23 protein-coding genes and 1 pseudogene are annotated in these 25119 nt (G+C 64.8%); 6 read left to right on the top strand and 18 right to left on the bottom strand.

Translation table 11 applies throughout. From position 1 onward, the window contains the following. Positions 1-33 precede the first annotated feature (33 nt). From ACQY4T_RS10845 to ACQY4T_RS10860, 4 genes and pseudogenes are all read right to left on the bottom strand, one after another. Complete coding sequence (locus ACQY4T_RS10845; RefSeq protein WP_428541427.1) at positions 34-1404, bottom strand: FAD-containing oxidoreductase; 1371 nt, start codon at positions 1402-1404, stop codon at positions 34-36. 115 nt (positions 1405-1519) lie between these two features. Next, a complete protein-coding gene (locus tag ACQY4T_RS10850; protein WP_428541430.1) occupies positions 1520-2362 on the bottom strand; it encodes an LLM class F420-dependent oxidoreductase in 843 nt (280 codons plus the stop codon). Positions 2363-2429: 67 nt separating this feature from the next. Next, on the bottom strand, positions 2430-2846 hold the full coding sequence (locus ACQY4T_RS10855) for a cupin domain-containing protein (RefSeq protein ID WP_428541433.1): 417 nt from the start codon (positions 2844-2846) through the stop codon (positions 2430-2432). A gap of 58 nt (positions 2847-2904) precedes the next feature. Then, a pseudogene (locus tag ACQY4T_RS10860) lies at positions 2905-4505 on the bottom strand (aldehyde dehydrogenase family protein). A gap of 66 nt (positions 4506-4571) precedes the next feature. Here ACQY4T_RS10860 and ACQY4T_RS10865 point away from each other — a divergent pair. The 3 genes from ACQY4T_RS10865 to ACQY4T_RS10875 are packed head-to-tail and all read left to right on the top strand — an operon-like array spanning position 4572 to position 7310. Then, positions 4572-5585 carry an alcohol dehydrogenase gene (locus tag ACQY4T_RS10865; protein ID WP_428541436.1) on the top strand — a complete coding sequence of 338 codons (1014 nt, stop codon included), beginning with the start codon at positions 4572-4574 and terminating at the stop codon, positions 5583-5585. 22 nt (positions 5586-5607) lie between these two features. Continuing rightward, positions 5608-6486: a Rossmann-like domain-containing protein gene (locus ACQY4T_RS10870; protein WP_428541439.1), complete on the top strand. Its 879-nt coding sequence runs from the start codon at positions 5608-5610 to the stop codon at positions 6484-6486. Continuing rightward, complete coding sequence (locus ACQY4T_RS10875) at positions 6483-7310, top strand: NAD-dependent epimerase/dehydratase family protein (protein WP_428541442.1); 828 nt, start codon at positions 6483-6485, stop codon at positions 7308-7310. Before ACQY4T_RS10870 ends, ACQY4T_RS10875 begins: the two co-directional genes overlap by 4 nt. 7 nt (positions 7311-7317) lie before the next feature. On the opposite strand, the gene ACQY4T_RS10880 is transcribed toward ACQY4T_RS10875, so the two are convergent. The 4 genes from ACQY4T_RS10880 to ACQY4T_RS10895 are packed head-to-tail and all read right to left on the bottom strand — an operon-like array spanning position 7318 to position 12208. Further along, positions 7318-7725: a ribosome modulation factor gene (locus ACQY4T_RS10880; RefSeq protein ID WP_428541445.1), complete on the bottom strand. Its 408-nt coding sequence runs from the start codon at positions 7723-7725 to the stop codon at positions 7318-7320. Beyond that, on the bottom strand, positions 7722-10127 hold the full coding sequence (gene lon / locus ACQY4T_RS10885; protein WP_428541448.1) for an endopeptidase La: 2406 nt from the start codon (positions 10125-10127) through the stop codon (positions 7722-7724). The genes ACQY4T_RS10880 and lon overlap by 4 nt, the downstream gene beginning before the upstream one ends. Continuing rightward, positions 10127-10516 (bottom strand): Hsp20/alpha crystallin family protein, encoded by a 390-nt coding sequence (locus ACQY4T_RS10890; RefSeq protein WP_428541451.1) that lies wholly within the window; start codon positions 10514-10516, stop codon positions 10127-10129. Before ACQY4T_RS10890 ends, lon begins: the two co-directional genes overlap by 1 nt. 57 nt (positions 10517-10573) lie before the next feature. Then, positions 10574-12208: an AMP-binding protein gene (locus ACQY4T_RS10895; protein WP_428541454.1), complete on the bottom strand. Its 1635-nt coding sequence runs from the start codon at positions 12206-12208 to the stop codon at positions 10574-10576. A gap of 89 nt (positions 12209-12297) precedes the next feature. On the opposite strand from ACQY4T_RS10895, the gene ACQY4T_RS10900 reads away from it, so the two are divergent. Beyond that, the gene (locus tag ACQY4T_RS10900; protein WP_428541457.1) at positions 12298-13203 is read left to right on the top strand and encodes an SDR family oxidoreductase; all 906 of its coding nucleotides are present in this window, start codon (positions 12298-12300) and stop codon (positions 13201-13203) included. 5 nt (positions 13204-13208) lie between these two features. On the opposite strand, the gene ACQY4T_RS10905 is transcribed toward ACQY4T_RS10900, so the two are convergent. The 10 genes from ACQY4T_RS10905 to ACQY4T_RS10950 are packed head-to-tail and all read right to left on the bottom strand — an operon-like array spanning position 13209 to position 23737. After that, positions 13209-14009 carry a glucose 1-dehydrogenase gene (locus ACQY4T_RS10905; RefSeq protein ID WP_428541460.1) on the bottom strand — a complete coding sequence of 267 codons (801 nt, stop codon included), beginning with the start codon at positions 14007-14009 and terminating at the stop codon, positions 13209-13211. A gap of 20 nt (positions 14010-14029) precedes the next feature. Continuing rightward, complete coding sequence (locus tag ACQY4T_RS10910; protein ID WP_428541463.1) at positions 14030-15676, bottom strand: flavin-containing monooxygenase; 1647 nt, start codon at positions 15674-15676, stop codon at positions 14030-14032. A gap of 11 nt (positions 15677-15687) precedes the next feature. Beyond that, positions 15688-16473: a class II aldolase/adducin family protein gene (locus ACQY4T_RS10915; RefSeq protein WP_428541466.1), complete on the bottom strand. Its 786-nt coding sequence runs from the start codon at positions 16471-16473 to the stop codon at positions 15688-15690. 13 nt (positions 16474-16486) lie between these two features. Next, positions 16487-16939 carry a Zn-ribbon domain-containing OB-fold protein gene (locus ACQY4T_RS10920; protein WP_428541469.1) on the bottom strand — a complete coding sequence of 151 codons (453 nt, stop codon included), beginning with the start codon at positions 16937-16939 and terminating at the stop codon, positions 16487-16489. 10 nt (positions 16940-16949) lie between these two features. Continuing rightward, positions 16950-18128, bottom strand: a complete 1179-nt coding sequence (locus ACQY4T_RS10925) for a thiolase family protein (RefSeq protein WP_428541472.1) — start codon at positions 18126-18128, stop codon at positions 16950-16952. Beyond that, a complete protein-coding gene (locus ACQY4T_RS10930) occupies positions 18125-19285 on the bottom strand; it encodes a thiolase C-terminal domain-containing protein (RefSeq protein WP_428541475.1) in 1161 nt (386 codons plus the stop codon). The genes ACQY4T_RS10925 and ACQY4T_RS10930 overlap by 4 nt, the downstream gene beginning before the upstream one ends. A 41-nt stretch (positions 19286-19326) precedes the next feature. Beyond that, complete coding sequence (locus tag ACQY4T_RS10935; protein WP_428541478.1) at positions 19327-20193, bottom strand: cyclase family protein; 867 nt, start codon at positions 20191-20193, stop codon at positions 19327-19329. A 22-nt stretch (positions 20194-20215) separates the two neighbouring features. Then, the gene (locus ACQY4T_RS10940; RefSeq protein WP_428541481.1) at positions 20216-21802 is read right to left on the bottom strand and encodes a class I adenylate-forming enzyme family protein; all 1587 of its coding nucleotides are present in this window, start codon (positions 21800-21802) and stop codon (positions 20216-20218) included. A 39-nt stretch (positions 21803-21841) separates the two neighbouring features. After that, positions 21842-22735 carry a TauD/TfdA dioxygenase family protein gene (locus ACQY4T_RS10945; protein ID WP_428541484.1) on the bottom strand — a complete coding sequence of 298 codons (894 nt, stop codon included), beginning with the start codon at positions 22733-22735 and terminating at the stop codon, positions 21842-21844. Between the two features lie 45 nt (positions 22736-22780). Further along, positions 22781-23737: a hypothetical protein gene (locus ACQY4T_RS10950; protein ID WP_428541487.1), complete on the bottom strand. Its 957-nt coding sequence runs from the start codon at positions 23735-23737 to the stop codon at positions 22781-22783. Between the two features lie 163 nt (positions 23738-23900). Here ACQY4T_RS10950 and ACQY4T_RS10955 point away from each other — a divergent pair, with 163 nt between their 5' ends. Together ACQY4T_RS10955 and ykgO are read left to right on the top strand one after the other, a co-directional pair. Further along, entirely contained in the window at positions 23901-24701 is an 801-nt protein-coding gene (locus ACQY4T_RS10955; protein ID WP_428541489.1) for a TetR/AcrR family transcriptional regulator, read from the top strand. 202 nt (positions 24702-24903) lie between these two features. Next, the gene (ykgO, locus tag ACQY4T_RS10960) at positions 24904-25029 is read left to right on the top strand and encodes a type B 50S ribosomal protein L36 (RefSeq protein WP_428541492.1); all 126 of its coding nucleotides are present in this window, start codon (positions 24904-24906) and stop codon (positions 25027-25029) included. Positions 25030-25119 lie beyond the last annotated feature (90 nt).

The raw sequence follows: 25119 nt of genomic DNA on the forward strand, positions 1-25119 counted from the left end.
GCGCTATTGCAAGGTGGCCGGGGGGGGGGGTGGTCAGGGTTTGAGTTCGCCGGCGAGTGTCGGCACCAGTTCGCAGACGGTCGGGTGGATGTGCATGGTGTGCGCCAGCGTGGTGGCGTTTCCGCCGGCCTGCATGATGTCCAGCACGGTGTGGATGGCCTCGTCGCCGCTGGTGCCCAGGAACGCCGCGCCGAGGATCGCGTCGGTGCCGGCATCGACCACGAGCTTCATGAAACCGATGGTTTCGCTTTTCTCGACGGCGCGGCCGACCCGGGTCATCGGTCGGTGGGCAACGCGGACCTGGTGGCCGGCGGCGCGGGCTGCGGTCTCGGTCAGGCCGACGCGGCCCAGGGGCGGGTCGGTGTAGAGGGCGTAGCAGGAAATGCGGTCGGTGAGCTTGCGGTTGGCGGCGTTGAGCAGGTTGTCGGCAACTATTTCGTAGTCGTTATAGGAAGTGTGGGTGAAGGCGCCGCGTCCGTTGCAGTCGCCCAGCGCCCAGATACCGGCGACGTTGGTTTCCAGTCGGTCGTTGACACGGATGTAGCCACGGGCGTCTGTATCGACGCCGGCCTTGTCCAGGCCCAGGTCGTCGGTATTCGGGCGCCGGCCGACCGCGAGCAAGAGGTGGCTGCCGACCGTCGTGGTGTCACCCTGGGTGCAGTCGATGCCGACCGCGACGCCGTCTGCGTGTGGCGCGAGGCGGATGCAGTCGGCGTCGGTGCGGATGGTGATGGCTTCCGCTTGCAGGAAGGATCGGATGGCGTCGGAGACCTCGGGGTCCTCGCGTCCGATCAGGCGGGGGCCTTTTTCGATGACGGTCACCTTGGAGCCGAAGCGGCGGTAGATCTGGGCGAATTCCAGTCCGATGTAGCTGCCGCCGATGATCACCAGGTGATCGGGCAGCGCGTCGGTCGCGAGCAGCGAACTATTGGTGAAGTAGGGCACGTCTTCGACGCCGGGCATGTCGGGGACCAGTACGCGGGCGCCGACATTGAGGAAGATTTGGTCAGCCTCAAGTAATTCCTCGTTGACGCGGACGGTTCGCGTGGACTCGAACCGGGCGTGGCCGAACAACAGGGTGCAGCGCTGCATGGCCTGGAGCCAGGCCTGGTTGCCGTCGCGGGCATCCGCCGAGACCTTTTGCGAGCGGGCGTGAATGCGTGCCATGTCGATCCCGACGTCGCCGGTCATGATGCCGAACTCCGACCCCCGCCGGGCGAGGTGCGCGGCATAGGCACTAGCGACCAGGGTCTTGGTCGGCATGCAGCCGGTGTTGACGCAGGTGCCCCCGACCAAATGGCGCTCGATGATGGCGACCGTCATGCCGGCGGCGGTGAGCCGCGCGGCGAGGGATGGGCCGGCCTGACCGGTGCCGATGACGATGGCGTCGAAATGCCGGGTCATGGTGCAGGCGCGGAAGCGGCGGAGTGCATCAGCTTTTCCTTGAGCGGACTGATGCACTCAACTGTTCGGGCGATCGAAGGTTCCGGCGAGCGCCTATCCCGCGGGCGGCCGGATGCTATCGGTTGACCTGCTGCATGATCTTGGTCCAGCGGTCGATCAGCGGCAGGACCTTGTCGGCCTTCGCCGGCGGGAACATTGGCACGACACGCGCGACCCCGAGATCGGCGAGGCGTTTGACCGCATCGGCGTCATCGCCGAGGCCGAACGAGCTGACCTGCAGCGAGTTGGGATCGCGGCCGGCTTCCTGCGCCATCTGGCGGAACTTCGGCAGTTCGACGCTGAGATCGCCGCGTGCCGTCGGAATCCACCCATCACCGTAACGAATCGCTCGGCGGGCACCTTGGGGAAATGCGCCGCCGACATGGATCGGTGGGTAGGGCTTGGTCACCGGTTTGGGCCGGGCGATGATCGGATCGAAATTGACCATCTCGCTGTGATATTCGGCGTGGTCCTTGGTCCAGATTTCCTTCATGGCCTCGATGCTTTCACGCATGCGCTTGAAGCGCGTGGAGAACGCCGTGCCGTGGTTTTCCATTTCATCCTGGTTCCAGCCGCCGCCGACCCCGAACAGGAACCGTCCCTGGCTGGTCTGGTCGATCGAGGCCACCAGCTTGGCGGTCTGGATCGGGTCGCGCTGCTGCACCAGCAGGACGCCGGTGCCGAGCTTGATCTTCGTTGTCACCTGGCTCGCCGCCGCCAGCACGACGAACGGGTCCATGGCATCGTAGTATTGTTTGGGCAGATCACCGCCGCCCGGGAACGAGGTCTTGCGTGACAGCGGGATGTGGGAGTGTTCCGGCGCCCAGACCGATTCGAAGCCCCGTTCTTCCAGGGCGCGCGCCAGTTCCATGGCTGACATCGAATAGTCGGTGAAAAACATTGCGCCACCGAACAGCATGGCCGTCTCCTTCAGGTCAGCGGAACAGGGTATGTCGAGCGATCGCCGAACGCCAGGGGTGGTCGGCCTATGAGGGTCCGATAGCGCTATTGGCCTGGCGGTAATCGTCTTCGCTGACGGGCTCGCCCCAGACGGTTCCTGGCGGGGTGCTTTCCAGCAACGAGATGTGCGCGAACAACGAGTTCGCGGACGCGCCATGCCAGTGATCGATGCCAGGCGGAACGGTGGCGACGTCGCCGGGCCGCAACGCCTGCGCCGGTTCGCCGCGGACCTGGAGCAGCCCGAGGCCGGTGGTGACGACAAGGACCTGGCGCATGTCGTGCTTGTGCCAAACCGTGCGGGCGGCCGGCACGAAGGTCACGGTGGTCGCGTTGGTCTTTGATGGGCCTTCGGCGCTGGCCAGCGGGTCCTGGAACACCGCGCCGGTGAAGTTGGCGGCTGGAGCGATGCGGGCCTGGCGCGACGCGGCTGATCGGACGTTCATTGTCGTCTCCTGGTTGTCTGGCGCCGATTTCGCGGCGCTCGCGCCAAGCGTAGTCGGACTAAAGCAGCGCCGCCACCCCCTTGGTTTCGGTGTACAGTTCAATCGCCTCATAGCCCATCTCGCGGCCCCAACCGGATTGCTTGAACCCGCCAAACGGCAATGCGACGTCGTTGAAGTTGTGCACGTTGATCCAGACCGAGCCGGCTTTGAGCTTCTTCGCCAGCTTGTGCGCGATGCCGATGTCGCGGGTCCAGATCGAGGCCGCGAGACCATACTCGGTGGCGTTTGCCTGCTTGGCGATCCGTTCCAGGTCGTCATCGTTGTACGGCATCGCGCAAACCACGGGTCCAAAGATTTCTTCCTGGACGACCTTCATCGTCGGATTAGTCTTGGCGAGCACGGTCGGTTCGACGAAGTAACCTTCATTGCCGTGCCGCTTGCCGCCGGTCACGACTTCGGCACCTTGCTGGCGTCCGCTTTCCAGGTAGCCGGTCACGCGCTGGAACTGTTCATCGGAGACCAGCGGGCCGATGCGGGTTTCCGGGTCGAGGCCGGGGCCAATCTTCAGTTTGGCGGCTTCTTCGGTGAGGCCAGCCATCATTTTGTCGAAGATGCGCTCATGCACGAATAGCCGCGAGCCGGCGGTGCAGCATTGCCCCATGTTGAAGAAAATGCCCGACGCGGTGCCCGGGATGGCGACGCTGAGATCGGCGTCAGGAAACACGATCGCCGGCGACTTGCCGCCGAGTTCCAGGGACACCTTCTTCAAGTTTCCGGCGGCGGCTTGCACGATCAGCCTGCCGACCTCGGTGCTGCCGGTGAACGCCACCTTGTCACATCCGGATGCGCGGCGATTGCCGCGCCGGCCGACCCGTCGCCGGTGATGATGTTGACCACGCCCGGCGGGAAACCGGCGTGCTGGATCAGCTCACCCAGGCGGATCGCGGTCAGCGGTGTCTGCTCCGCCGGCTTCAGCACGATGGTGCAACCGGCGGCGAGGGCAGGAGCTATCTTCCATACCGCCATCAGCAGCGGGAAATTCCACGGCACGATCTGGCCGACGACGCCGACGGGTTCGCGGATCGAATAGGCGTGCCAATCGCCGGGAGCCGAGATCGGAATGCTCTGGCCGGTGATTTTCGTCGACCAGCCGCCCATGTAGCGCAACAGTTCGCAGCCGAACGGGATATCGACCGCGCGGGCGTCGGTGACCGGTTTGCCGTTGTCGAGCGCCTCCAGTTCGGCCAACTGGTCGGCGTGGGCTTCGAGTACGTCACCCAGGCGCCAGACCAGCTTGCCTCGCTCGACCGGGCTCATCTTGGGCCAGGGCCCGGATTCGAATGCCCGCCTGGCGGCGACCACGGCCGCGTCAACATCCTCGGCGCCGCCTTCGGCGACTTGCGCGATCTGCTGGCCGTTGGACGGATCGAACACGGCGAACGTCTTGCCGGATTTGGCATCGACCCATTGTCCGTCGATCAGCAGCTTGTGGCGGCGTGCGATGAAATCACGCGCGGGCTGGCTCAGGCGGCCGATCGAGGTAGAAATATCCATGATTATCCTCCCAACGCTATATCCATTCATGCATAGCGCAGCGCAAGCGGGGGAGTCCAGGGGCGGCCGGGAACCGGATCCGGGTGACGCAGCGCCGGATGGCATATTTGCAGCGATCCAGCATTATGCTTTGACTATGCCAAGCACTTCATGATCAAGACGAGGCTGACCATGTCAAAAATGCGCGCGATGGTCGTTCCGCAGCCGGGCGGACGTCTCAACATGGAAGAACGTGATCTTCCAGAGCCAAGTCGCCAAGAGGTCCGCATCCGGGTACAAGCATGCGGCGTCTGCCACAGTGATTCCATCACCGTTCAGGGCCAGATGCCCGGGCTGGTCTATCCGCGCATTCCTGGCCACGAGATCATCGGCATTATTGATGCGCTTGGCCCCGACGTGGATGGCTGGAGCGTCGGCGCGCGGGTTGGGGTGGGCTGGTTTGGGGGGTCGTGCGGGTTCTGCGGGCACTGCCGACGCGATGCGGCTTTTGCCTGCGAAAATATTCAAAGTGTCACAGGCGTCACCCGCGACGGCGGCTACGCGACCCATATGTTGGCGCTCACTTCGGCGCTGGCGCACGTGCCGGACGCGCTCGACGCCGTGCAATCGGCGCCGTTGCTGTGCGCTGGCATCACAACTTTCAATGCACTGCGCAACGCCGGCGCGAAGCCGGGTGACTTGGTGGCCGTCCATGGGATCGGTGGCCTTGGCCACCTGGGCATCCAATTCGCTGCTCGGCAAGGGTTTCGGACGGTGGCGGTGAACCGCGGCAGGGACAAAGAGACGCTGGCGCGTTCCCTGGGTGCGCACGACTATATTGATAGCGCTTCGGGCGATCCGGCGCAGGCGTTGCAGGACATGGGGGGCGCCAAAGCCATTCTTGCCACCGTTACCAACGCGGATGCCATGCAGGGGATTGCGGGCGGCCTTGGCGTCAATGGAACAATGATGGTCATCGGTGCCGTCGGCGACCTGACTATCAATTCGCTGGACCTGCTTGGAAAAAGGGCTGCCGTGCGCGGCTGGTATTCAGGTACTTCGCGAGATTCGGAAGACACGCTGCTGTTCAGTCAACGCCATGGCATCAACTCGATGAACGAGATCTTCCCACTGCAGCAGGCCCAGGCTGCCTACGACCGGATGATGAGCGGCAGCGCGCGGTTTCGAGTTGTTCTCGAAGTCTGACATCGAACTCAGGGGAACTGCCGTGTCGGGTGACGCAATCCTAAACTGCACCGTGGAAACTATCCGTCAGGTTCTTGGTGCCGATCTGAACGGCATCACCGTCGAGCGTGCCGTTATTGGACTGTTCTTCACCGGCGTAAAACTCGACACCGGCAGCGCCGGAGCGTGCGCGACGCCGATAGGCTCGATTCCCGAGGCGGTGTGCTGTCCGAGTTCCGCGATGGCGATGCCGTTCGCTGGCAAGCTGCATGGTCGGTGGGCCAGTGATCTACTCGACGAGACGGCCGCCGCGAGCCCTATTCGTCGCGCCGTCGGGATCGCCACGATGAATGCCTTGGCCGATATGTGCTGGCAGCGAAGGCCGGCACCCGGCATGGAGTTGCAGGTTGGTGTCGATGCCTATAATGCCGCCTGTATCCGACCCGGCGAGAAGGTCGTCGTGGTCGGCGCGTTCGTTCCGTTCCTGAAGTCCTTAAAGCGCGCGGGGCAGGTTTTCAGCGTGCTGGAAATCAATCCCCTGACGCTGAAGGCTGATGAAATGCCCTATTTCCGGCCCGCTGCTGCGGCCGGATCAGTGTTGCCTGAGGCTGATGTGGTGCTGATCACCGGCACCACGCTGCTGAACCACAGCTTGCAGGATCTGCTTGGGTTGTGTCGGCCTTCGACCCGCGTCGTGGTCGTCGGCCCGACCGTCAGTCTGCTGCCGGACGCGCTGCTGGATCGCGGCGTGGATGTGCTGGGCGGGATCCGGGTGACTTCGCCGGATGCATTCCTCGATGTGCTGGCGCAGGGCGGGTCCGGTTACCACTTCTTTGGGCGGTCCGCGGATAAACTGGTGCTGGTGCGGCGGATGCTGGCGGGTGTGTCGCAACTGGCCTCGCATGGCGGAGACGCACGATGATCGATCCAGCCACGGACACAGTGCTGATCACCGGCGCCGCGGGTGCCATCGGGTCGGCGCTGCGGCAAGGACTCCGAGCGAACTGGCGGCATTTGCGGCTGACCGATATCCGCCCGATCGAGAAGCTGAGCGAAAACGAGGAAGCGAGCATCACCGATATCGGCGATCGTCTCGCAATCGAAAGAATGATGCGCGGTGTCCGCGCCGTCGTTCATCTGGCCGGAGTGCTCGGCAATTATGACCTTGAGGCGCTGTTCCGGGTGAACGCGCGCGGCCTGTTCGACGTATTCGAGTCGGCGCGGCTGGCAGGCGTGGAGCGCATCATTTTCGCCAGCAGCAATCACGCGTTCGGCTGCTATCCGATCACCGAGCCGGTATCACCCGAATGGCCGGCGCGGCCCGACAGTTTGTATGGCGTGTTCAAGGTTCTCGGTGAGACCATGTTACGGAATTATTATGACCGCCATGGCATCCAATCAGTATCGCTGCGTATCGGCACTTTCCGCACCCAGCCAATCGACCAGCGCTCCCTGGCGACTTGGCTCAGCCCGGCGGATGTTGCCCAGCTTGTCGATGTTTCGCTGCGACATCCTGATCCGGGCTGCCTGGTGGTCAACGGCTACTCCAACAATACAAGGCTGCGGACCGAAGACCCGAACTGGGCGATGCTGGGCTATCGGCCGACCGACAATGCCGAGGACCATCGGGACATGTTGCGGGCGCAGGGCGTTGACGTGGACTCAGCCGACCGGGGTCAATGGGAGTGGCCGGAGCATGGTGGGTCGCACGCTCGGGCCGCCGAACGGCCGGCGAGGCGTAGCTGAAGCGGATTCAGCTATGGTCGTCAGGCATCCTGGCGCGACGGCGCGTGGCATCATGCCGGGCCAGCCATCCGCGGCGCCATTCTGCATAGCGAATGGTGCCGCGCGGATAGGGGTTATCGTCCAGGCCTTGTTGCGGCGCCGCGTTATAGCCTTCGTTGTCCTGACCCTGGATCTCGGCTTGTTTGTGATGCCAGCCGGACCGCCATTCAGCGTGCCGGATTGTGCCGGCTGGGTAAGGATTGGCGGAAACCGGCTGGCCGTTGGCCGCGGCGAGGTAGCCCTCGTCTTCCTGCTGATGGGGCTTGAAGGACGTCATGCCCGGTCTCCTCGGCGTCCCGGTCTTGCTGTCGGGCGCACTGTGCCGATCTTTTTGTGGTTCAACAACCTGCCCTGACGGCAACCGACCCGCGGTCATCGGGCGGTTGCGGAGACGCTTTCGCCGACCGGGGCATCGGCGCGCCGGATCGGTCCGCCGGCGGCTGGATCGTCCGATGCCAGCGTCGCGGCCAGCGCGTCACCAACGGTTTCCAGCCATACGAAACGCAGCTTGTCGCGCGCGCTGGGCGGGATGTCGTCCCAATCCCGTCGATTGCGGGCCGGCAGCATTACCGTGGTGATGCCGGCGCGGGCGGCGGCCACGACTTTCTCGCGGATGCCGCCGACCGGCAGCACGACGCCGCGCAGGCTGATTTCCCCGGTCATCGCGATCGCCGGGTCCACCGCGCGGCCCCGCATCAACGAGGCGAGCGAGACGAACATCGCCACCCCGGCCGAGGGGCCGTCCTTCGGGATCGCCCCGGCCGGGACGTGGACGTGGATGTCGCTGCGCTCGAACAGCGGCGGGTCGATCCCGAGATCGGCGGCGCGCGACTTCAGCAGGCTGAGTGCCGCCTGCGCGCTTTCCTTCATCACCTCGCCCAACTGGCCGGTGAGGATGAGCTTGCCGCTGCCGGGCATGCGGGTGCTTTCGATGAACAGGATGTCGCCGCCGACCGGCGTCCAGGCCAGGCCCGTGGCGATCCCCGGCATGGCGGCGCGGTCCGCGACCTCGGGCTCGAACCGGCCGGCGCCGAGGATCGCTGCCAGGTCGTCGGGGACGATGCGCACCGGTTCGGCATGGCCCTCGGCGAAGCGGGCGGCGACGTTGCGCAGCACCGCGCCGATCTCGCGTTCCAGGTTGCGCACGCCCGCTTCACGCGTGTAGCCGCTGATGATCGCCGACAGCGCGGCGTCGGTAATTTCGACCTGCTGTTGCGACAGCCCGTTTTGCCGGAGTTGCCTCGGCACCAAATAGCGCCGAGCGATGGCGAGCTTTTCTTCCTCGGTGTAGCCGGACAGGGAGACGACTTCCATACGGTCACGCAACGGTGCCGGGATGGTGTCCATCTGGTTGGCGGTGGCGATGAACAGCACGCGGCTGAGATCGAACGGCACGCCGAGATAGGCGTCGCGGAAGCTGTTGTTTTGCTCCGGGTCCAGCACCTCCAGCAGGGCCGAGGACGGATCGCCCTGGAAGCCGCCGGCGCCCAGCTTGTCGATCTCGTCCAGCATCATGACGCAGGCGCGCGACCCGGCTCGGCGGATCGCCTGGATGATGTTGCCGGGCAGCGAGCCGATGTAGGTGCGCCGGTGACCGCGGATCTCGCTTTCGTCGTGTACGCCGCCCAGGCTGACGCGCACGAACGGACGGCCGGTGGCGCGGGCGATGGATTGCCCGAGCGAGGTCTTGCCGACGCCGGGGGGTCCGACGAAGCACAGGATCGGGCCGCGTCCTTCCGGGTTGAGCTTGCGCACCGCGAGGAATTCCAGGATGCGGCGCTTGATCTTTTCTAGCGCGTAATGGTCCTGGTCGAGCACCTGACGCGCCTCGGCGATATCGATCGGCTTTTCCTCGCCCAGCTTCCACGGCAGTTCAGATAGCCATTCCAGATAGCTGCGGACCATGCCGGATTCAGGGCCGCCGTCGGGCATCCGCTCCAGCCGCCGCAGTTCACGGCGGGCTTGGCGGTCGACCTCCTCGGGCAGGCCGGCCTGGTCCAGCGCGCGCTTCAGATCGGCCAGTTCCGGCGAGGCGCCTTCGTCTTCCCCCAATTCCTTCTGGATCTGCTTGAGCTGTTCGCGCAGCATGAACTCGCGCTGGCGGCCTTCCATGGACTGTCGGGTGCGGTTGCCGATGTCGGAGGACAGGCGCAGCACCTCGAGCCGGTAGGCGAGGCGCCACAGCACGCTGTCGAGCCGCTCGCGCAGGTCCACAGTCTCCAGGATCGCCTGTTTCTCGGCCGGTGTGAGATCCAGCAGGCTGGTCACCAGGTCGGCCAGCATCCCCGGCTGCTCCAGGTTCTGCACGGCGGCGACCAGTTCGGCCGGCGCCTGCTCGATCAGGCTGAGGGTCTCCAGCGCGCGTTCGCGAAGCTGGTGGACGCGGGCCGCGATCTCGGTGCCGTCGGCGGTCGATTCGGCGACGCGCGCGATGGTGACAGTGGGGTAGGACGGGCCGTCGGCGCGGCTCAGCAGGCGGATCCGGCCGATGCCTTGGACGATGGCGTGATGCGTGCCGTCGCGCGCGGTCACGTAGCGCAGCAGGCGCGCTTCGGTGCCGATCGGGTGCAGGTCGGCGAGGTCGGGGTTTTCCGCCGCCGGATCGCGCTGCAGCACGACCGCGACGGATGCGCCGTCCCGCGCCGCCGCCTGCAGCGCGGCGATGGTCTGCGGGTGAGCCGGTGCCAGCGGCATCAGCACGCCGGGGAACAGGACGGTGGCGCTAGGAATGAGGATCAACGTGTTGTCCGGTGCCTGGTCGGGAAGTGTGGTGCCCATCAGGTCAGCCTCCGCAGGACGATCGTCAGGCAGCCATCGAGCAGATCGCGGCGGACCAGTTCGTAGGCCCCGGGCGGCAACGCCAGACGACGCTCGAAGCGGCCGTGCGGCAGTTCCATGCGATGGATGCGGGCCGGCCCGTGCACGGCGGGCAGGCGGCGAATGCCGGTCACGGCGATTTCGCCGCCGCCGATCACCAGATCGACGTCGGCGGCGCGAACACCAGGCAGTGCGACGATCAAGGTCAGTTCACCGGCGGTCTCCAGCAGGTCGACCGGGGGTTCCCAGCCCGCCGATGCGGGGTGGAAGAAATCCCGGTGCAGCCGGTCCGCGCGTGCCACGACCGCGAGCGCATCGACCCACATCAACTCGGTTGCCGTTCGTGCCATCGGGTCCTCACAGTACGGGTCGGTTATAGGTGGCGTGGGTCGCTGTTCCAGCGAGTCCTATGGCGCAATCGCGCTTGCAGTAGCGGCGACCCCCAACCGACCGTCGGTTAGCCACTGCCGCAGTTCCTGCTTGGCAAGTTTTCCGGTCGGACCATGCGGCAGTTCGTCAACGAACGCCACCGCATCCGGGAGCCACATTTTCGGCACCAGATCGGCCAGGTGATTGCGCAACTCCTGTTCGGTCACCGGCGCCGTTGCGACGACGACCAGCAACGGTCGTTCCTGCCAGCGCCAATGTGGCATCGCAATGACCGCTGCCTCGCGCACCGCTGGGTGGGCGGACGCCGCTTCTTCCAGCGCCTGGCTGCTGATCCACTCGCCACCGGACTTGATGAGGTCCTTGTCGCGGTCGACGATGTGCAGCGTGTTGTCGGCATCGATCTTGGCGACATCGCCGGTGCGCAGCCAACCGTCCTGGGTGATCGCCTCGATCTCCGGGCGGTGGAAATAGCTGGCGACGGTCCAATGGCCGCGCGCCTGCAGATGGCCGGGGGTGGCGCCGTCGCGCGCCAGCACGTTGCCGTCGTCGTCGGCGATGCGGATTTCGGCGCCGAACACCGGCTTGCCTTGCGTGCGCATCGCCGCCAACGCCTGATCCGGCGGCAGGTCGCGTGGCGCAAAGGACATGGTGGCGGCGCTGGTCGTTTCGGTCATGCCCCAACCGTGGATGGTGCGCACGCCATGATCGCGCAAATAGGCCTCCATCATCGCCAACGGGGGTGCCGTGCCGCCGGAGAACAGCCGGTTCAGCCGTCCCAGCCCGGCCTTGGTTTCCCGGCAGTGTCGCAGCAGATCGAGGAAAATGGTCGGCACGCCAGGAGCGACGGTGACGCCGTGGTCGACGATCAGGCGGCACAGGAAGGCGCTGTCGGCGCGCCGGCCGGGGAGCACCAGCCTGGCGCCATACATCGGGCCGAAGAATGGCACCGCCCAGCCGTTGCAGTGGAAGAAACCGGGGATGGCGATGATCGCATCATCGGCGCTGAGTGCCCAGGCATTGCCGCCGCCAGCGGATAACGCGTTCAACACCGTGCCGCGATGGGTATAGAGCGCCCCCTTCGGCGGCCCGGTGGTGCCCGAGGTGAAGCACAGCAGGCACGCTGTCCGTTCGTCCAGCAACGGCCAGCTAAAGCTGGGGTCGCCGTCCGCCAGCAGGTCTTCATGGGATAGCAACGCCGGCAGCGTGCTGTCCGGCAGGGCGCCCGCCGGTGCCATCATCACGTAGCGCCGCACGTTCGGCAGTTGCGGCGCCAACTGCTCAGCCAGCGCCAGCGTATCGGCGTCGATGAACAGGGTCTGGTAACCGGTGAAATTGATCGTATAGGCGATCTGCGCCGGTGGCAGTCGTGGATTGGCGGTGTGCAGCACGGCGCCGATACCGGTCGCGGCGTATAGCAGCTCCAGATGCCGGTGGGTGTTCCACGCCAGCGAGCCCAAGAACCGGTCAGGCCCATACCCGAGACGCTGCAACGCAGTTGCCAGCCGCCGTGCCCGCGCCGCCAACTGTGCATAGTCGCAGTCGATACAATCGTTGTCGTAACGGCCGATCACCGGCACCGCGCCGAACGTCGTGGCGCCGTGTTCCAGGACCGTGGAGAGCAGCAGCGGCAAATCCTGATTGAGCCCGTGCATGACTCGACGTTTCCTTGCCCTCAAGCCATTCTGCGGCTGGACGAACGACCGCGCAAACAGATGGCACCGGAGGCGATGTTGTGGCAGGCATGATGCAGGGAAAGGTCGCTGTCGTCACCGGCGCGGGCGGCGGGGTCGGGCGGGCAATTGCCGTCATGATGGCCGCCGCCGGGGCGAAGGTCATCGTCGCCGATATCGGCGCGTCGTTGTCCGGTGAAGGCGGCTCCACGTCTCCGGCGCAGCAGACCAAGGCGCTGATCGAGCAGCAAGGCGGCGCCGCCGAGATCTGCACCGAGTCGGTCGCGGCCTGGGGATCGGCGCGCAAGATCGTGCAGGCCGCGCTGGATCATTACGGACGCATCGATGCAGTGGTCAACAACGCCGGCATCCTGCGCGACGGCATCTTCCACAAAATGAGCGAAGACGACTGGCTGTCGGTGATCTCGGTGCATTTGAACGGGTCGTTCTTCGTCTCCCGCGCCGCCGCCGAACAATACCGCAAGCAGGAGAGCGGGGCATTCGTGCACATCACCTCGACGTCCGGCCTGATCGGCAATGTCGGGCAGGCCAACTACGCCGCGGCCAAGCTTGGGATCACCGCGCTGTCGAAGTCGATCGCAATGGACATGCAACGATACAACGTGCGATCCAACTGCCTGTCGCCGTGGGCCTGGAGCCGGATGACGAGTTCGATCCCGACGACGACCCCCGAACAGCAGGCTGCGGTCGAAAAGCTGCAGCGCATGACGCCGGACAAGAACGCCGCCTTGGCGGTGTTCCTGTGTTCGGACGCCGCCAGCGGGGTGACCGGGCAGGTGTTCGGCACCCGGATGCACGAGCTTATCCTGTTCAGTTCCCCGCGTCCGATCCGCATCGTGCATCAGGCCGAGGGCTGGACTCCCGAAACCATCGCTGCGGTCGCGATCCCGGCGTTCGAGCAGGGTTTCATGCCCATGGACACCTCGGAAACCCTGTTCAACTGGGACCCGCTGTAGGTCGATCAGTTCGCCGTCATGCCGCCGTCGATCACGAGTTCGCTGCCGGTGACCCAGGACGCTTCGTCCGACGCCAGATAGAGGCAGCCCATCGCGATATCGATCGGCTTGCCGAACCGGCCAAGCGGCGTGGCGGCCATCCGCGCCTGGCCGCTTTCGTTGCCCAGTAGGCCGGGTCGTGCCATGGGTGTGTCGACGAAGCCAGGGTGGATGGAATTCACCCGGATCTGATCCTTCGCATACTGAATCGCGACCGACTTGGAAAAGATGCGCACTGCACCCTTCGACGCGTGATAGGCCGCATTGGCAAATGAGCCGACGATGCCGCAGATCGAGGAAATGTTGATCACCGATCCGCCGCCGGCTCGCTGCATCGCGGCGATCACGCTGCGGGTGCCGAGGAACACGCCGGTCGCATTGACTTCCATGATCTTGTTCCAGCCTTCCAGGGTCTGGTCCACCAGCGCGGTTCCGGCGATGTTGCCGACCTGCACCGTCATGCCCGTGGGTCGCCCGGAAATGCCAGCGATATTCGCCAATACACTGACCTTGCCGTATTTGCCTTCGACGGTTTCAGCCAGTGCCGTCCACTCGGATTCGGAGCAGACATCCAGTTGCCGGTACTGTGCCGTGCCTCCAGCGCCAGTGATTTCCTTCGCAACCAGTTGCCCCAGCTCGTCCTGCACATCGCACAGTACGACAGAGGCACCCTGATCCGCGAAAACCCGAGCGGTCTCGGCACCGATGCCGGAGGCGGCGCCGGTCACGATCGCAACTTTGCCCTGCAGCCGTTCGCCTTTTTGCATGGTTTCCTCCGGTTAGGTCGCTACGGTGTCAGCATGAAACCTTCGTAGCCGTTGCCGGCCACTGCATCGCATTTCTGCTTGTAGCCGGCGAAGCCGCCGACATAGGGCATGAACACCCGGGGCTTGCCGGGAATGTTCGCGCCGACATACCAGGAGTTGGCAAGCGGATACAGCGTGCTATCGGCAACCTGGTTGACGTGCTGGACCCATGCGTCCTGTGCCGGCGCAGCGGCCTCGATCCGGCTGAAGCCGTGCGCGCGCAGATGCGCCAGGCAATCGGCGATCCAGTCGGTGTGCTGCTCGATCGCCAGGATCATCTGTGTCTTCACCGATGGGCTGCCCGGCCCGGTCACCACGAACATGTTGGGAAATCCGGCCACCATAAGCCCGAGATAGGTGCGCGGGCCGGCCTGCCATTCGTCAGCCAGGGCAGCGCCGCCCTGGACCCGTACGTCGATCTCGCGCAACGCGCCGGTCATCGCGTCGAACCCCGTAGCAAACACGATCGCATCGAATGGGCCGTGCTCGGTGCTCGCGGTGCGCAGGCCGCTCGGGGTGATCTCGACGATCGGGTCGTTCTTGACGTCCACCAGCGAGACGTTGTTGCGGTTGTAAGTTTCGTAATAGTTGGTGTCGAGGCAGAGCCGCTTGGTGCCGATCGGATGGTCCTTCGGCGCCAGGATTTCCGCCACCGCTGGACTACGGACGATGCCGCGGATTTTCTGCCGGACGTACTCCGAGGCGGTGTCGTTCGACGCCTTGTCCAACAGCAGGTCAGTGTAGGCATAAAGGAAGCTGATGCTGCCGCCTTCGGCCCATTTTGCGTCGTAGGCACGCTGGCGTTCGTCCTCGGTCGCCTGCAACGCCGATTGGGTCGGTGCCGGGTGACCGGCGATACCGAACGGCGTGTCCAGCGCGGCACGCCGGCGCGCCGGGTATTGTTCCTTGTGACAACGTTCCTTTTCGGAATCGAGTGGTCCGTTGCGCGCCGGCAGGCTGAAGTTCGCGGTGCGCTGGAACACGGTCAGATGGTCGGCTTGCGCGGCGATCAGCGGGATCATCTGCACGCCGGACGACCCGGTACCGATGACCGCGACGCGCTGGCCGGAGAAATCCACACCCTGATGCGGCCACAGACCGCTGTGGTACCATTGCCCGCGGAAGCTGGCGAGGCCCTTGAAGTCAGGCACGCGCGGGGTCGACAGATTGCCGCTCGCCATCACGCAGAACCGTGCGCTGACCACGTCGCCCCCTTCGGTCTTGAGCGTCCAGCGCCCGACATCCGGGTCGAACAGTGCCGAGGTCACGCGGGAATTGAGCTGGATATCGCGTCGAAGATCGAAGCGGTCGGCGACGTGGTTGATGTAGCGCAGGATCTCTGGTTGGGTACCGTAACGTTCTGGCCAGACCCAATCCTGTTGCAGGTCATCGGAGAACGAATAGGAATATTCCATGCTCTCGACGTCGCAACGGGCGCCGGGATAGCGGTTCCAGAACCAGGTTCCGCCGACACCTGATCCGGCTTCGAACACCCGCACGGTGAGCCCAAGCGCACGCAGCCGATGCAGCGCGTAGAGGCCGCCGAGGCCACCGCCGACCACGACCACGTCGTAATTCATTGGCTGCGGCGCCGTGGCGGTTCTGGTTTCTTCCATCGCGTCCGACATGGTAATGACCTTCAGTGCCGATAGCCGTCGTCGATCCGATCGAGCTTGCGCATCAGTGCTGCAAACTCGATCTCGCCTTCGGCGCGGGGCTGCATGGCCTGGTAGCTGTCCAGATCGGCAGCGGAACGGTCGGCGATGTCCGCTGGGACCGGAGCGAGAGTGCCGGCGGCGGCTGCATCCAGTTGCACCTGGCAGGCGCGTTCCAGCCGGTAGAGTCGCAGGAAGCACTCCGGAACGGTTTTGCCGACCACCATCAGGCCATGATTGCGCAGGATCATTGCCTTGTGCGGCCCGAGCGATTGCACGATGCGCTCGCGCTCGTCGGGGTAGAGTGAGGCGCCTTCATAGGCGTGATAGGCCAACCTGTTGTGGAACACGGTCGCGAACATGGAGATCGGAAGCAGACCTTCCTGCAGCGCCGCGATCGCCATGCCGGCCCGGGTATGGGTGTGCATCACGACATGATTTTCATCCGAGCGGGTCATGTGGATCGCGGAATGGATGATGAAGCCGGCGAAGTTGACCCCATGCTCGCCGCCGGCGACGACATGACCTTCGACATCGATCTTGACCAGGTTCGATGCCGTGACTTCGTCATAGTTCAGGCCCCATGGGTTGATCAGGAAGTGGTTTTCCGGACCCGGGACGCGAGCCGTCAGGTGGCCGTAGATCTGTTCGGTCCAGCCATGATAGTCGACCAGCCGGTAGGCCGCCGCCAGCTTCACCCGCACGTCCCATTCGGCCTGGCTGATCCGGGCGCCGGTGGGACGTTCGGCGGTCATGATTTCGTCTTGCATCCGGAATCTCCGTTCAGGCGAGTTCGTAGCAGAAATCGAGTACATCGCCGATCCGCTTTTCCGCGAACCGGGTCATGACGCGGGTGCCGATCTTCAATCTGGCGGCGGCCTTGGCCGGGTCGGTCAGGTCGATGCCCTTGAAGAAGCCGCCCAACGCGGTATCCGCGCCATCCAGCAGCACATAGCCAAAAGCATAGGGCGGATCGGGCAAATTCTGAAACTGCTCGTAGACGATGGTGAACGTCTCGATGCGTCCGCCGGGCCCGACCTCAACCCACTCGGTGGTTGGTTCCAGGGTCTGGTCGGAAAACGAACGCGGCGGCACCAGCACGCGTCCCGTTGCGGCGCAGCGGCGACCATGGATTTTGGCGTGGTCGCGAAGCTGGCAGTAAAACCAGCTCGCGGTTTCACCCAGCGCATGGTTGTAGGTGATGTTCCAGGTTTCCTGGCGGGTCATCAGTTCCATTGTCGCGTTCCTATGCTTCTACAACCATCGTGCCGAAGAATTGGTGATCGCCGCCGTTGCCGCTGGCGATCCCCACCTTGGCACCGGGGACTTGGTGGCCACCGGCGCGCCCCCAGACCTGCAGCGCAACCTCCGTCACGCGGATCATTGCGGTCACGGCGATCGCATTGGTGCACAGCGTTCCGCCCGACGGGTTGACCGGCAATCGACCGCCCAGCTCGAACTGTCCCTCGCGCAGCATCGCGACGGATTCCCCGGGCTTGCACAACCCCGCGGCATCGATCGCATGATATTCCGTGTTGCTGAACGGCGCGTACAGCTCCGCCACCTGCACCTGACGACCCGGATCAGTGATCCCCGCCATTTTGTACGCGCGCTGGAACGAGTGCCCGAGTGCGAACGCGTCGGCGTGGTCCGCGGTCGGATTGTTGCCCATCCGGTCACCCAGCCAGTAGGTTTCAGAGCAGTGCGCCAGGCCAGTGATCCACACCGCGTCGAGCTTGCGCTGCTTGATGAACCGTTCCGATGCAAGAACCATGGCGCCCCCGCCACTGGATTGCGGACAACAGTCCAGCAGCTTGACCGGCCAGGCAATGTAGCGCGACGCCAGCACATCATCGATCGTTACGACCTTGCGCAGATGAGCCTTGGGATTCAGCGCCGCTTGCCTGCGGTTCTTCACCGTCACCAGGGCCATGTCCTGCTCAGTCATGCCGTAGGCTTCCATGTAGCGCACCGCCGACATCCCCAGCATGTTGATGGTTCCCAACGGCAGTTGCCGCTCGTAGGTCGGGTCCCAGATCTTGTTCAGCACGGTCTGGGAATCGCCGCACTCGCCGACCTTGTCCGCACCGGCGGTCAGTACGACATCGCACGCGCCCGACGCGACATGGTAATACGCCGCGGCGACGCTGGAAATTCCGGTCGAGCCTCCTGTATTGATGCGCAGAAACCGCTTGTTGCGCGCCCCCACCGCATCCACCCCGCAGCGCTCGGCATTGCCGATGCCGACCATCGCGTCCGGCGACAGTGAGTAAACCACGGCCTGGACGTCATCGAATGTCGCCTGGGCGTCGTTCATCGCCATGACGACGGCTTCACGCACCAGGTCCGGATAGCTGGCATCATCGCGGCGCGCGGTGAACGCGGATTGTCCGATGCCGATGATGCCGACCCGATCGTTGCTCATGTCCGTGCTCCCCGCCCACGATTGTCCCGGTCACGGCCGAACACGATAGCCGCCTGGTATTGCATCGCGAAGCCGCTGGCGGCTTGGGCCAGGCCAAGACGGGCGTTTTGCTGCTGATGCGCACCGGCATGGCCTCGCACCTGATTGGCGATCTCGGCCAGTCGGATCAGGCCGGTGCAGAACACCGGGTTGAACGTCTGCACGCCACCGGACAGATTGACTGGCAGCCGTCCGCCTTGTGAGAACGTTCCTTTACCGACTTGATCGGCCCAATCCAGCCGGCTGCTCAAACCCAAAGCCTCGTAGGCCAGCAGTTCGGCATAGGGTGTCGCATCGGTGATCTCGACCACATCAAGTTGCGTTAGCGGATCGGTAATGCCGGCCTCGGTATAGGCCTGTTCCGCCGCGGCCTGCAGCGCCGGCGCCGAACCAAGGTCGCGATCCCCCAGGAAGCTAGGTTCGGTCGCCCAGCCCATGCCGTGGAGCCACGCCACCGCCGCGATGTTGCGCTGGGCGATGAAATCGGCGGTCGCCAGCACAAGCGCAACGCATCCGGTGACCGGGCGCGTCGTGCTGCCGGCGATCAACGGCCATCGCGCCGGCCCTGCTGTTGCGCGACCGGACCGATCCGGATAGGCGAGGTCGCCGTGACGCCGGTTTTTCGCCAGCACCGCCGCGGCCACGTCGTCCACGCCCGGCACCGCGTGCTGCAGCGCGGTCGCCTGTAATGCGTGCGCCGACAACTCGTCCAGAGGCAGCCGCCGGTGGAAGTACGGATCGGCGGCGAGACGTTCGGCTTCGGGCATGGAAGAGGCCTCGGTCGGGCTCCAGGCGACAACCAATTGCGTGCGGAACTGGCCGGAGGCAACCCGCAGCGCGCCCATGATGAACGCGTGTTCAGAGCCAGATGGGGTCGACAGAACATCACGATCGACACCACCGACGGCGGCCGACGCCATCATCACCGAGATTGCCCGCCCGTCGAGCTGATCGTTGCACGCGACGATGATGCCGTCGACATCATCCATGGTTATCCCGGCATCGGTCAGCGCCTGTCGTGTGGTATCGTAGATCACTTCCTCAAGCGAACGGTCCCGCCCGACGATGGCTGGCCGGATCGCGCAGCCGATCACGCCAGGCTGGACTTTGTATGGCATTGCGTTGCTCCCACGCTTTGATAGGTGCCGACATCACCAGGTCATAGAATTGCGACCGGCGCCAACGGGCTTCCGGTCCCGCCCACCACCGGCAACGGTGCGGCAACGAAAAGAAACTGCGACCGCCGGTGCTGTGCCAAGGCCTGTAGCACGAGGCCTTCCAGCAACGGCATGCCGAAGTCGCGGATCAGCCGCTGATGCACCGGAAAAACCGTTCCGGCAGGAAACGGAATCGCCTCGATCGCGAAGTTATCGGCGCCCACCAGTGCGGCCCCGGCGTCCGCCAGCCATGACGCTGCCTCCACATCGATGCCCGGCTCCTGGTCGAAGCAGACGTCCGCCGATCCGACTTGGGCTTCCTGCCAGCCGGTGCGGATCAACACCGCATCACCCGGTTCGATCGCGACCTGGGCGGCCTCGGCCGCCCGCACCAGATCGGACCGACCGATCGAGCCAAGCGGGGCGCCGATCAATTGCACCAGATCGAGCAACACACCGCGCGTCACGATCGGTGGCATCTTGTCTATACCGCAACGCAACGCACCGCTGGTGCTGCGGGTTCCCTGGCCGCGGAAGCCATTGTAGAGGCAGTCCTCGCACCAGGCATGGCACAGCGCGTCGATATGCGTGCCGATGTGCAACGGCAGGACGACGGTGTCCTCGGCGAACTGGAAGCCGCCTGGGCGTCGTGCCCCCGCCGCGTAGTCGCCGCCATCGCGGCCCATGAAGTGCTGCATGCCGGCGCGGTGTTTCGGCACCGGCGTGCGCGGCGAAAGCGGCTGCGCCAGGCTGACCGTCTGCCCGCTCCGCACCAACGCACTGGCTCGGCGGACCTGTGCGGGCCCGATATGGTTCAGCGCGCCGCGTTCATCCTCGGCGCCCCAGCGTCCCCATGCCTCCTTGCTCATCGGAACGTCTTCGCGTCGCGGATCACGCCTGCGCCTCCCGGCTCAGCACCGAGGCCATCTGCTTCAGGTCACGCCGCATCAGCTTGCCGGTGGCGGTCACCGGAAGCGTGTCACGGATCTCGATGAAGTCAGGCACTTTGTAGCGTGAGGAAACGGTGCGGCAGTGTGTCGCGAGTTCATCAGGCGTCAGCGCCACGCCGGGCTTTGCCACGACGAATGCGGCGAGCAGCTCGCCTTGCTGGCGGTCGGCAACGCCGACGACACCGACCTGGGCGACCGCCGGATGGCGCATCAGCACGTCCTCGATTTCCGCCGGAGCGATGTTGATCCCGCCTTTCTTGATCATTTCCGACACCCGGCCGGCGAACACCAGATGTTCTTCCTCGTTCAGCAGACCACTGTCGCCGGTGCGGAAGAATCCATCCGCGGTCAGCACGGTTTCGTCTTGACCGGCGCTGCTTCCCAGGTAGCCACGTAGGATGTAGCCGCTCACCTCGATCAAGCCGACCTCATTCGGCGGCAGCATCGCGCCGGTTTCGGGGTGGATGATCCGAATCCGCACGCCGGGCAGCGGTGGCCCCTGGCATTCGGAACGATGTTGCAACGGCCAGTCATGCGGCGTGACGCAGCAATTTCCATAACTTTCGGTTTGCCCATAAACATTGCAGATCTCCGCTGCGCCAAGAATGGTTGCCGCCGTCATCACATCCTGTGGCGACCCGATGGTCAGACCGGTGCGCAGGCTGGCGACGCGCTTGGGCTGAAACTCCGGATGCGCAATGATCGCCGCGGTGATCGAGGGCAGCGTGTAAAGTGCGCTACAGCGGTGCCGCTCGATCAGCGCGATCGCCTCGCCGGCATCGAAGCGGGGTTGCAGCACCAGCGTGCCACCATGGGTCAGCACCGCCGACATTGCGTTGGCGCAGCCGAACGACCAGAACAGCGGGGGTGCCAGCAGCACGCGTTCGCCCGGTCGATATCCCTGGCGCTCGCCGATGTTGAAGCCGTTCTCGATGATGCCGTAATGCGCCAGCGGCACGGATTTCGGCCGGCTGCTGGAACCCGAGGTATAGATCGCAATCGCGTCGTCCGCGGCGCTGGGTCCTTCGCCAGGCGGCAGAGGACCGATCGGTTCGGTGCCGGCCAGGTCGGCGTAGGATTTGAACGGCTCGCCTGCGCTTTCCCCCAGCACAACGACATCGCGCAAACCCGGACAGTCGGGGTCCGGCAACAGCGCCTGAAGATCGGCGGCGAAATGCTGATCGCCAAAGCGGTCCAGCGTGATCAGGGTGCGGAGTTCCGCATCGCGCAACAGCCAGGCAAGCTCGTCGCGCTTCGACCAGGTGCTGAACGCGACCACGACCGCACCCAGGATCGACGCTCCAAAGAACGCCTCCAACCATTCCGCTCGGTTATTGATCAACACGCCGACCCGGTCGCCGCGCCGCACGCCCAAGCGTCGCAGACCCGCGGCTATCCGCCCGCTGTGATCGGCGAGGTCCGCGTACGACGTCGCGCGATCGCCGCAGATCAGGGCAGGCGCATCGCCATGGCGCTCGGCCTGTTCGAACAGCAAGTCGGCCAGGGTTCGGCTGTACGGGGCGCGCATCTCAGCCGCTTGTGGGTTGCTGGCGCAAGGATTGTCGGGTCAACCTGCCATCACCCGATCCTGTCCGACGATTGTGGTGCGGTGCATGACGCGGCGCTCGCGCGGATCGAACGGCGTCACCTGATGCATCGAGCATCGGTTGTCCCACATCAATACATCATCGGTTTCCCAACGGTGTGTATAGACGAAGCGTGGGTCGGCTGCGATCTGTGTCAATTCAACGATCAGCCGCTTGGCGTCGTCGGCTGACATGCCTTCCACCTCGTCGTTGTAGATCGGGCTAATGTAGAGCGCCTTGCGTCCGGTGACCGGATGTTGACGCACAATCGGCTGCCAAACCGGCGGCATTGCGGCCTTTTCCTCCTCGGTCAGTGGCTTCAGCGCGGCCTGTGAGTGCATGTGACCGAAATTGTGCCGAGCCTTGCGACCGTCGACCAGACGCTTCAGGGCTGGCGACAGGGCGTCGTAGACCAGATACATGTTGGTGAACTGAGTCTCACCGCCGGTGCGGCTCACCTCGACGCCGTGCAGCAACGCGCCGGTACACGGAATGTCCTTATAGCTGCTGTCGGTGTGCCAAAACTGCGCCAGCGCCACCTGTTGCGCCACAGGATGGTCGGGCGGCATCAGAACGCCATCCTCGTTCACGTTGGACACGCGGAAAATTTCCTGCACCCGTTCGGATCGGATGATCTTCTGATGGAAGATTTCCGGCTCGCCGAAATATCTGGTGAAGGCAACATGCTCTGCGTCCGTAACGTTCTGGCTGGGAAACACGAGCACGAGATGTTCCATCCAGATCGCCTGCAGTGCCGATGCGGTGGCTGGATCCAGCGGTCGGCGCATATCGATGCCGCGCACTTCTGCTCCCAGTGCCGGGTGAAGCTTGCGAACAGTCAGGTCGGAGGTCGTTGCTTCGGTCAGGGCTGACATGGCACCCGCTTTCTTTCGGTATCCGATGAAACGATCGTCGGTCGGTCAGCCGGGATGTTCGGCGAACTCGAAGCCCATGGCACGCGCGTGGTAGAAGATCCCGCCGTCCTGCACGATCAGGAACATGGCCTGCTCGTTGCCGCCGTTGTGGTGGGAATGCACCGCGGTCGGCGGCGTGATGCTGGTCGCCCATTGCGCCCAGTCCTTGCGGCGGCCATCCATCGTCGAATAGCACTGCGCACCCTTGATGATCAGGCTGACGGCGACCGCGTTATGGACGTGCGGCCGCTGCGACGCCCCACCTGGCAGCGAATTCATCGCCACCGTCAGCGTCGGCAGTATGTTGCGGCTGGCTTCCTGTTCCGCTGACGAAAAGATCAGCGCCGAACCGGCGATTTCCTCACCGCGGCCGATATCGTACAGGAACTTGATCTGGCGGGCGATTTCGTCACCGGTGAAGTGCACGATCGCGGTGGCTGCGTCGCTGGCGGCCGGCGGTCGCAGATGTTCGAAAGCGAGCTGAGGCTCGTTGGTAACGATCCACAGCACGGCGGCTTCCGTGGCCGCGTGGCTGTAACGCCTGCCGCCTGGAAGAATGAGCAGATCGCCTGCATTCCACACCACCTGTTCGTCGCCATCGTCGGTCCGGCCGGCGCCGCGAATGACGTAGCAGATGATGCCGCTGGCCGCGAATTCGGTCGCCAGTGTTTCCCCAGTCCGGATACGCGCATATCGGGCCAGCACCAGCGGCGTGGTGGCGGGAAACCGACAGGCGAGTTGTGACGAGAGGTCACAAGCGGTCAGTCCGGTCGGCGCTGAGTCATCCAGCGCGGCGATCGCCTCCGCTGTGAACAGGTGGTCCGGAACCGGCGGCAACTGCACGTTGAACGCGTTGCCGGTGTTGAAGAACCGGCCCCGCGCCTGCGCCTCGGTCACCGGGTCGCTTGGACGCTGCGCCGGCATCTCGGCGATATCGCGCGGCCGGCTTGCCGTTTGCGACATGACTTTATCCTCCTCTGGCGGGGCTTGGCGCCCTTGTAAAAAACAGGGTGGGTATGGCTGGTCAAAAAGTCAATCAGTTGATTAAATCATGGTTGTCGCCGGGGTCGGCCATGCCCACGCCATTGGGGCGCTTCGGGCGCGGCTTCGACTGCAAGGATCGTGCATGGATCGTATGGCCAACATCAAGCGTCCCAGAGCATCAGGCGGTGCATCGAGTCAGCGTGCGCGAACCCGCATCCTGGATACGGCGGAGGCGCTGTTCGCCGACGCCGGGCCGGCGGCGGTCACGCTGCGGTCCATCGCCGCCGCGGCCGGTGTGAACGTTGCGGCTGTGAGCTATTACTTCGGGTCCAAGGAAATGCTTTTCGAGGAGATGTTTGTACGCCGCATCGTGCCGCTGAACGAGGAACGCCTAACCCGGCTGACGGCCTGCATCGAAGCCGCCGGCGGCGCACCGACGGTCGAGGATGTGGTGACGGCGTTCGTCATGCCGGCACTGCAATTGACCAACCAGGCCAATGCCAATGCGCGCGCAATCGTGGTGCAGTATTCGCTGGGCCGGGTGCTGGCGCTCCCGGAGGTGAACCATATGTTGGAGCGCTATTACGCTCGGCTGCGGGACGCGTTCGTTGCGGCCTTGCAGCGCGCGGCGCCGCACTTGGCGTCGCATGAGGTGGTGTGGCGGTACTACTGGATGGGCGGCAGCGTAATGGTCGCGCTGGCGGTGCCACCGGGGATGGTGCCGAGCGGCGCGGGCAGATCAGCAGGTCGGGCCGCGCATGAGGCAATGCCGGCGGAGTTGATTGCGTTCCTTGCACAAGGCATCCGGGCGCAAGGGATCCGGGAACAAGGCACCCGGGCGAAAGAAAACCGGGCGCAAGGGACCCGGGCGAAAGGACGCCGGGCGAAAGGAATCCGGGCGGCGGCCTGGGAAAGATCCGCACCACGTGCGTTCGGCGTTTGATCTCCTGGTTCAGCGAATGGCCGCTTGAGCCGGTTTAGATTTCACGCAACGATCCGGACAGTATCGCTGTCAGTTTAGGCCGAGAATTCCACAGTTCAGTCCCGCTTGACAGTGCCACGGCCGTCAACTAACAAGCGCCGCTTCGGGTGGCCCCGGTCTCGGGCCGCTCCATCCCAGTCAGTCAGGTCAGATAGCGCGTGTCATGAGGGTTCGTAATAGCCTGCGTTCCGCCAAGGTCCGCGACAAGAGTTGCCGCGTGGTGCGTCGCCGCGGGCGGGTCTATGTGATCAACAAGAAAAACCCGCGCATGAAGTGCCGCCAGGGCTGATCTCTGCTGGCTTGATCCCACTGGACCTGACCCCACTGGACCGGACCAGACCTGCCCCGCGCCCGTCCGTCCGCGATGCCGCACCGGCCG

The organism is Rhodopila sp., assembly GCF_965277825.1.
In the GTDB taxonomy this organism is placed as follows: Bacteria; Pseudomonadota; Alphaproteobacteria; order Acetobacterales; family Acetobacteraceae; genus Rhodopila.

Excerpts from the sequence above, each read along its gene's own strand:
- ACQY4T_RS10845 (WP_428541427.1), bottom strand. The coding sequence starts at position 1,404 with ATGACCCGGCATTTCGACGCCATCGTCATCGGCACCGGTCAGGCCGGC.
- ACQY4T_RS10850 (WP_428541430.1), bottom strand. The coding sequence starts at position 2,362 with ATGCTGTTCGGTGGCGCAATGTTTTTCACCGACTATTCGATGTCAGCC.
- ACQY4T_RS10855 (WP_428541433.1), bottom strand. The coding sequence starts at position 2,846 with ATGAACGTCCGATCAGCCGCGTCGCGCCAGGCCCGCATCGCTCCAGCC.
- ACQY4T_RS10865 (WP_428541436.1), top strand. The coding sequence starts at position 4,572 with ATGTCAAAAATGCGCGCGATGGTCGTTCCGCAGCCGGGCGGACGTCTC.
- ACQY4T_RS10875 (WP_428541442.1), top strand. The coding sequence starts at position 6,483 with ATGATCGATCCAGCCACGGACACAGTGCTGATCACCGGCGCCGCGGGT.
- ACQY4T_RS10880 (WP_428541445.1), bottom strand. The coding sequence starts at position 7,725 with ATGACCGCGGGTCGGTTGCCGTCAGGGCAGGTTGTTGAACCACAAAAA.
- lon (WP_428541448.1), bottom strand. The coding sequence starts at position 10,127 with ATGGGCACCACACTTCCCGACCAGGCACCGGACAACACGTTGATCCTC.
- ACQY4T_RS10890 (WP_428541451.1), bottom strand. The coding sequence starts at position 10,516 with ATGGCACGAACGGCAACCGAGTTGATGTGGGTCGATGCGCTCGCGGTC.
- ACQY4T_RS10895 (WP_428541454.1), bottom strand. The coding sequence starts at position 12,208 with ATGCACGGGCTCAATCAGGATTTGCCGCTGCTGCTCTCCACGGTCCTG.
- ACQY4T_RS10900 (WP_428541457.1), top strand. The coding sequence starts at position 12,298 with ATGATGCAGGGAAAGGTCGCTGTCGTCACCGGCGCGGGCGGCGGGGTC.
- ACQY4T_RS10905 (WP_428541460.1), bottom strand. The coding sequence starts at position 14,009 with ATGCAAAAAGGCGAACGGCTGCAGGGCAAAGTTGCGATCGTGACCGGC.
- ACQY4T_RS10910 (WP_428541463.1), bottom strand. The coding sequence starts at position 15,676 with ATGTCGGACGCGATGGAAGAAACCAGAACCGCCACGGCGCCGCAGCCA.
- ACQY4T_RS10915 (WP_428541466.1), bottom strand. The coding sequence starts at position 16,473 with ATGCAAGACGAAATCATGACCGCCGAACGTCCCACCGGCGCCCGGATC.
- ACQY4T_RS10920 (WP_428541469.1), bottom strand. The coding sequence starts at position 16,939 with ATGGAACTGATGACCCGCCAGGAAACCTGGAACATCACCTACAACCAT.
- ACQY4T_RS10925 (WP_428541472.1), bottom strand. The coding sequence starts at position 18,128 with ATGAGCAACGATCGGGTCGGCATCATCGGCATCGGACAATCCGCGTTC.
- ACQY4T_RS10930 (WP_428541475.1), bottom strand. The coding sequence starts at position 19,285 with ATGCCATACAAAGTCCAGCCTGGCGTGATCGGCTGCGCGATCCGGCCA.
- ACQY4T_RS10935 (WP_428541478.1), bottom strand. The coding sequence starts at position 20,193 with ATGAGCAAGGAGGCATGGGGACGCTGGGGCGCCGAGGATGAACGCGGC.
- ACQY4T_RS10940 (WP_428541481.1), bottom strand. The coding sequence starts at position 21,802 with ATGCGCGCCCCGTACAGCCGAACCCTGGCCGACTTGCTGTTCGAACAG.
- ACQY4T_RS10945 (WP_428541484.1), bottom strand. The coding sequence starts at position 22,735 with ATGTCAGCCCTGACCGAAGCAACGACCTCCGACCTGACTGTTCGCAAG.
- ACQY4T_RS10950 (WP_428541487.1), bottom strand. The coding sequence starts at position 23,737 with ATGTCGCAAACGGCAAGCCGGCCGCGCGATATCGCCGAGATGCCGGCG.
- ACQY4T_RS10955 (WP_428541489.1), top strand. The coding sequence starts at position 23,901 with ATGGATCGTATGGCCAACATCAAGCGTCCCAGAGCATCAGGCGGTGCA.
- ykgO (WP_428541492.1), top strand. The coding sequence starts at position 24,904 with ATGAGGGTTCGTAATAGCCTGCGTTCCGCCAAGGTCCGCGACAAGAGT.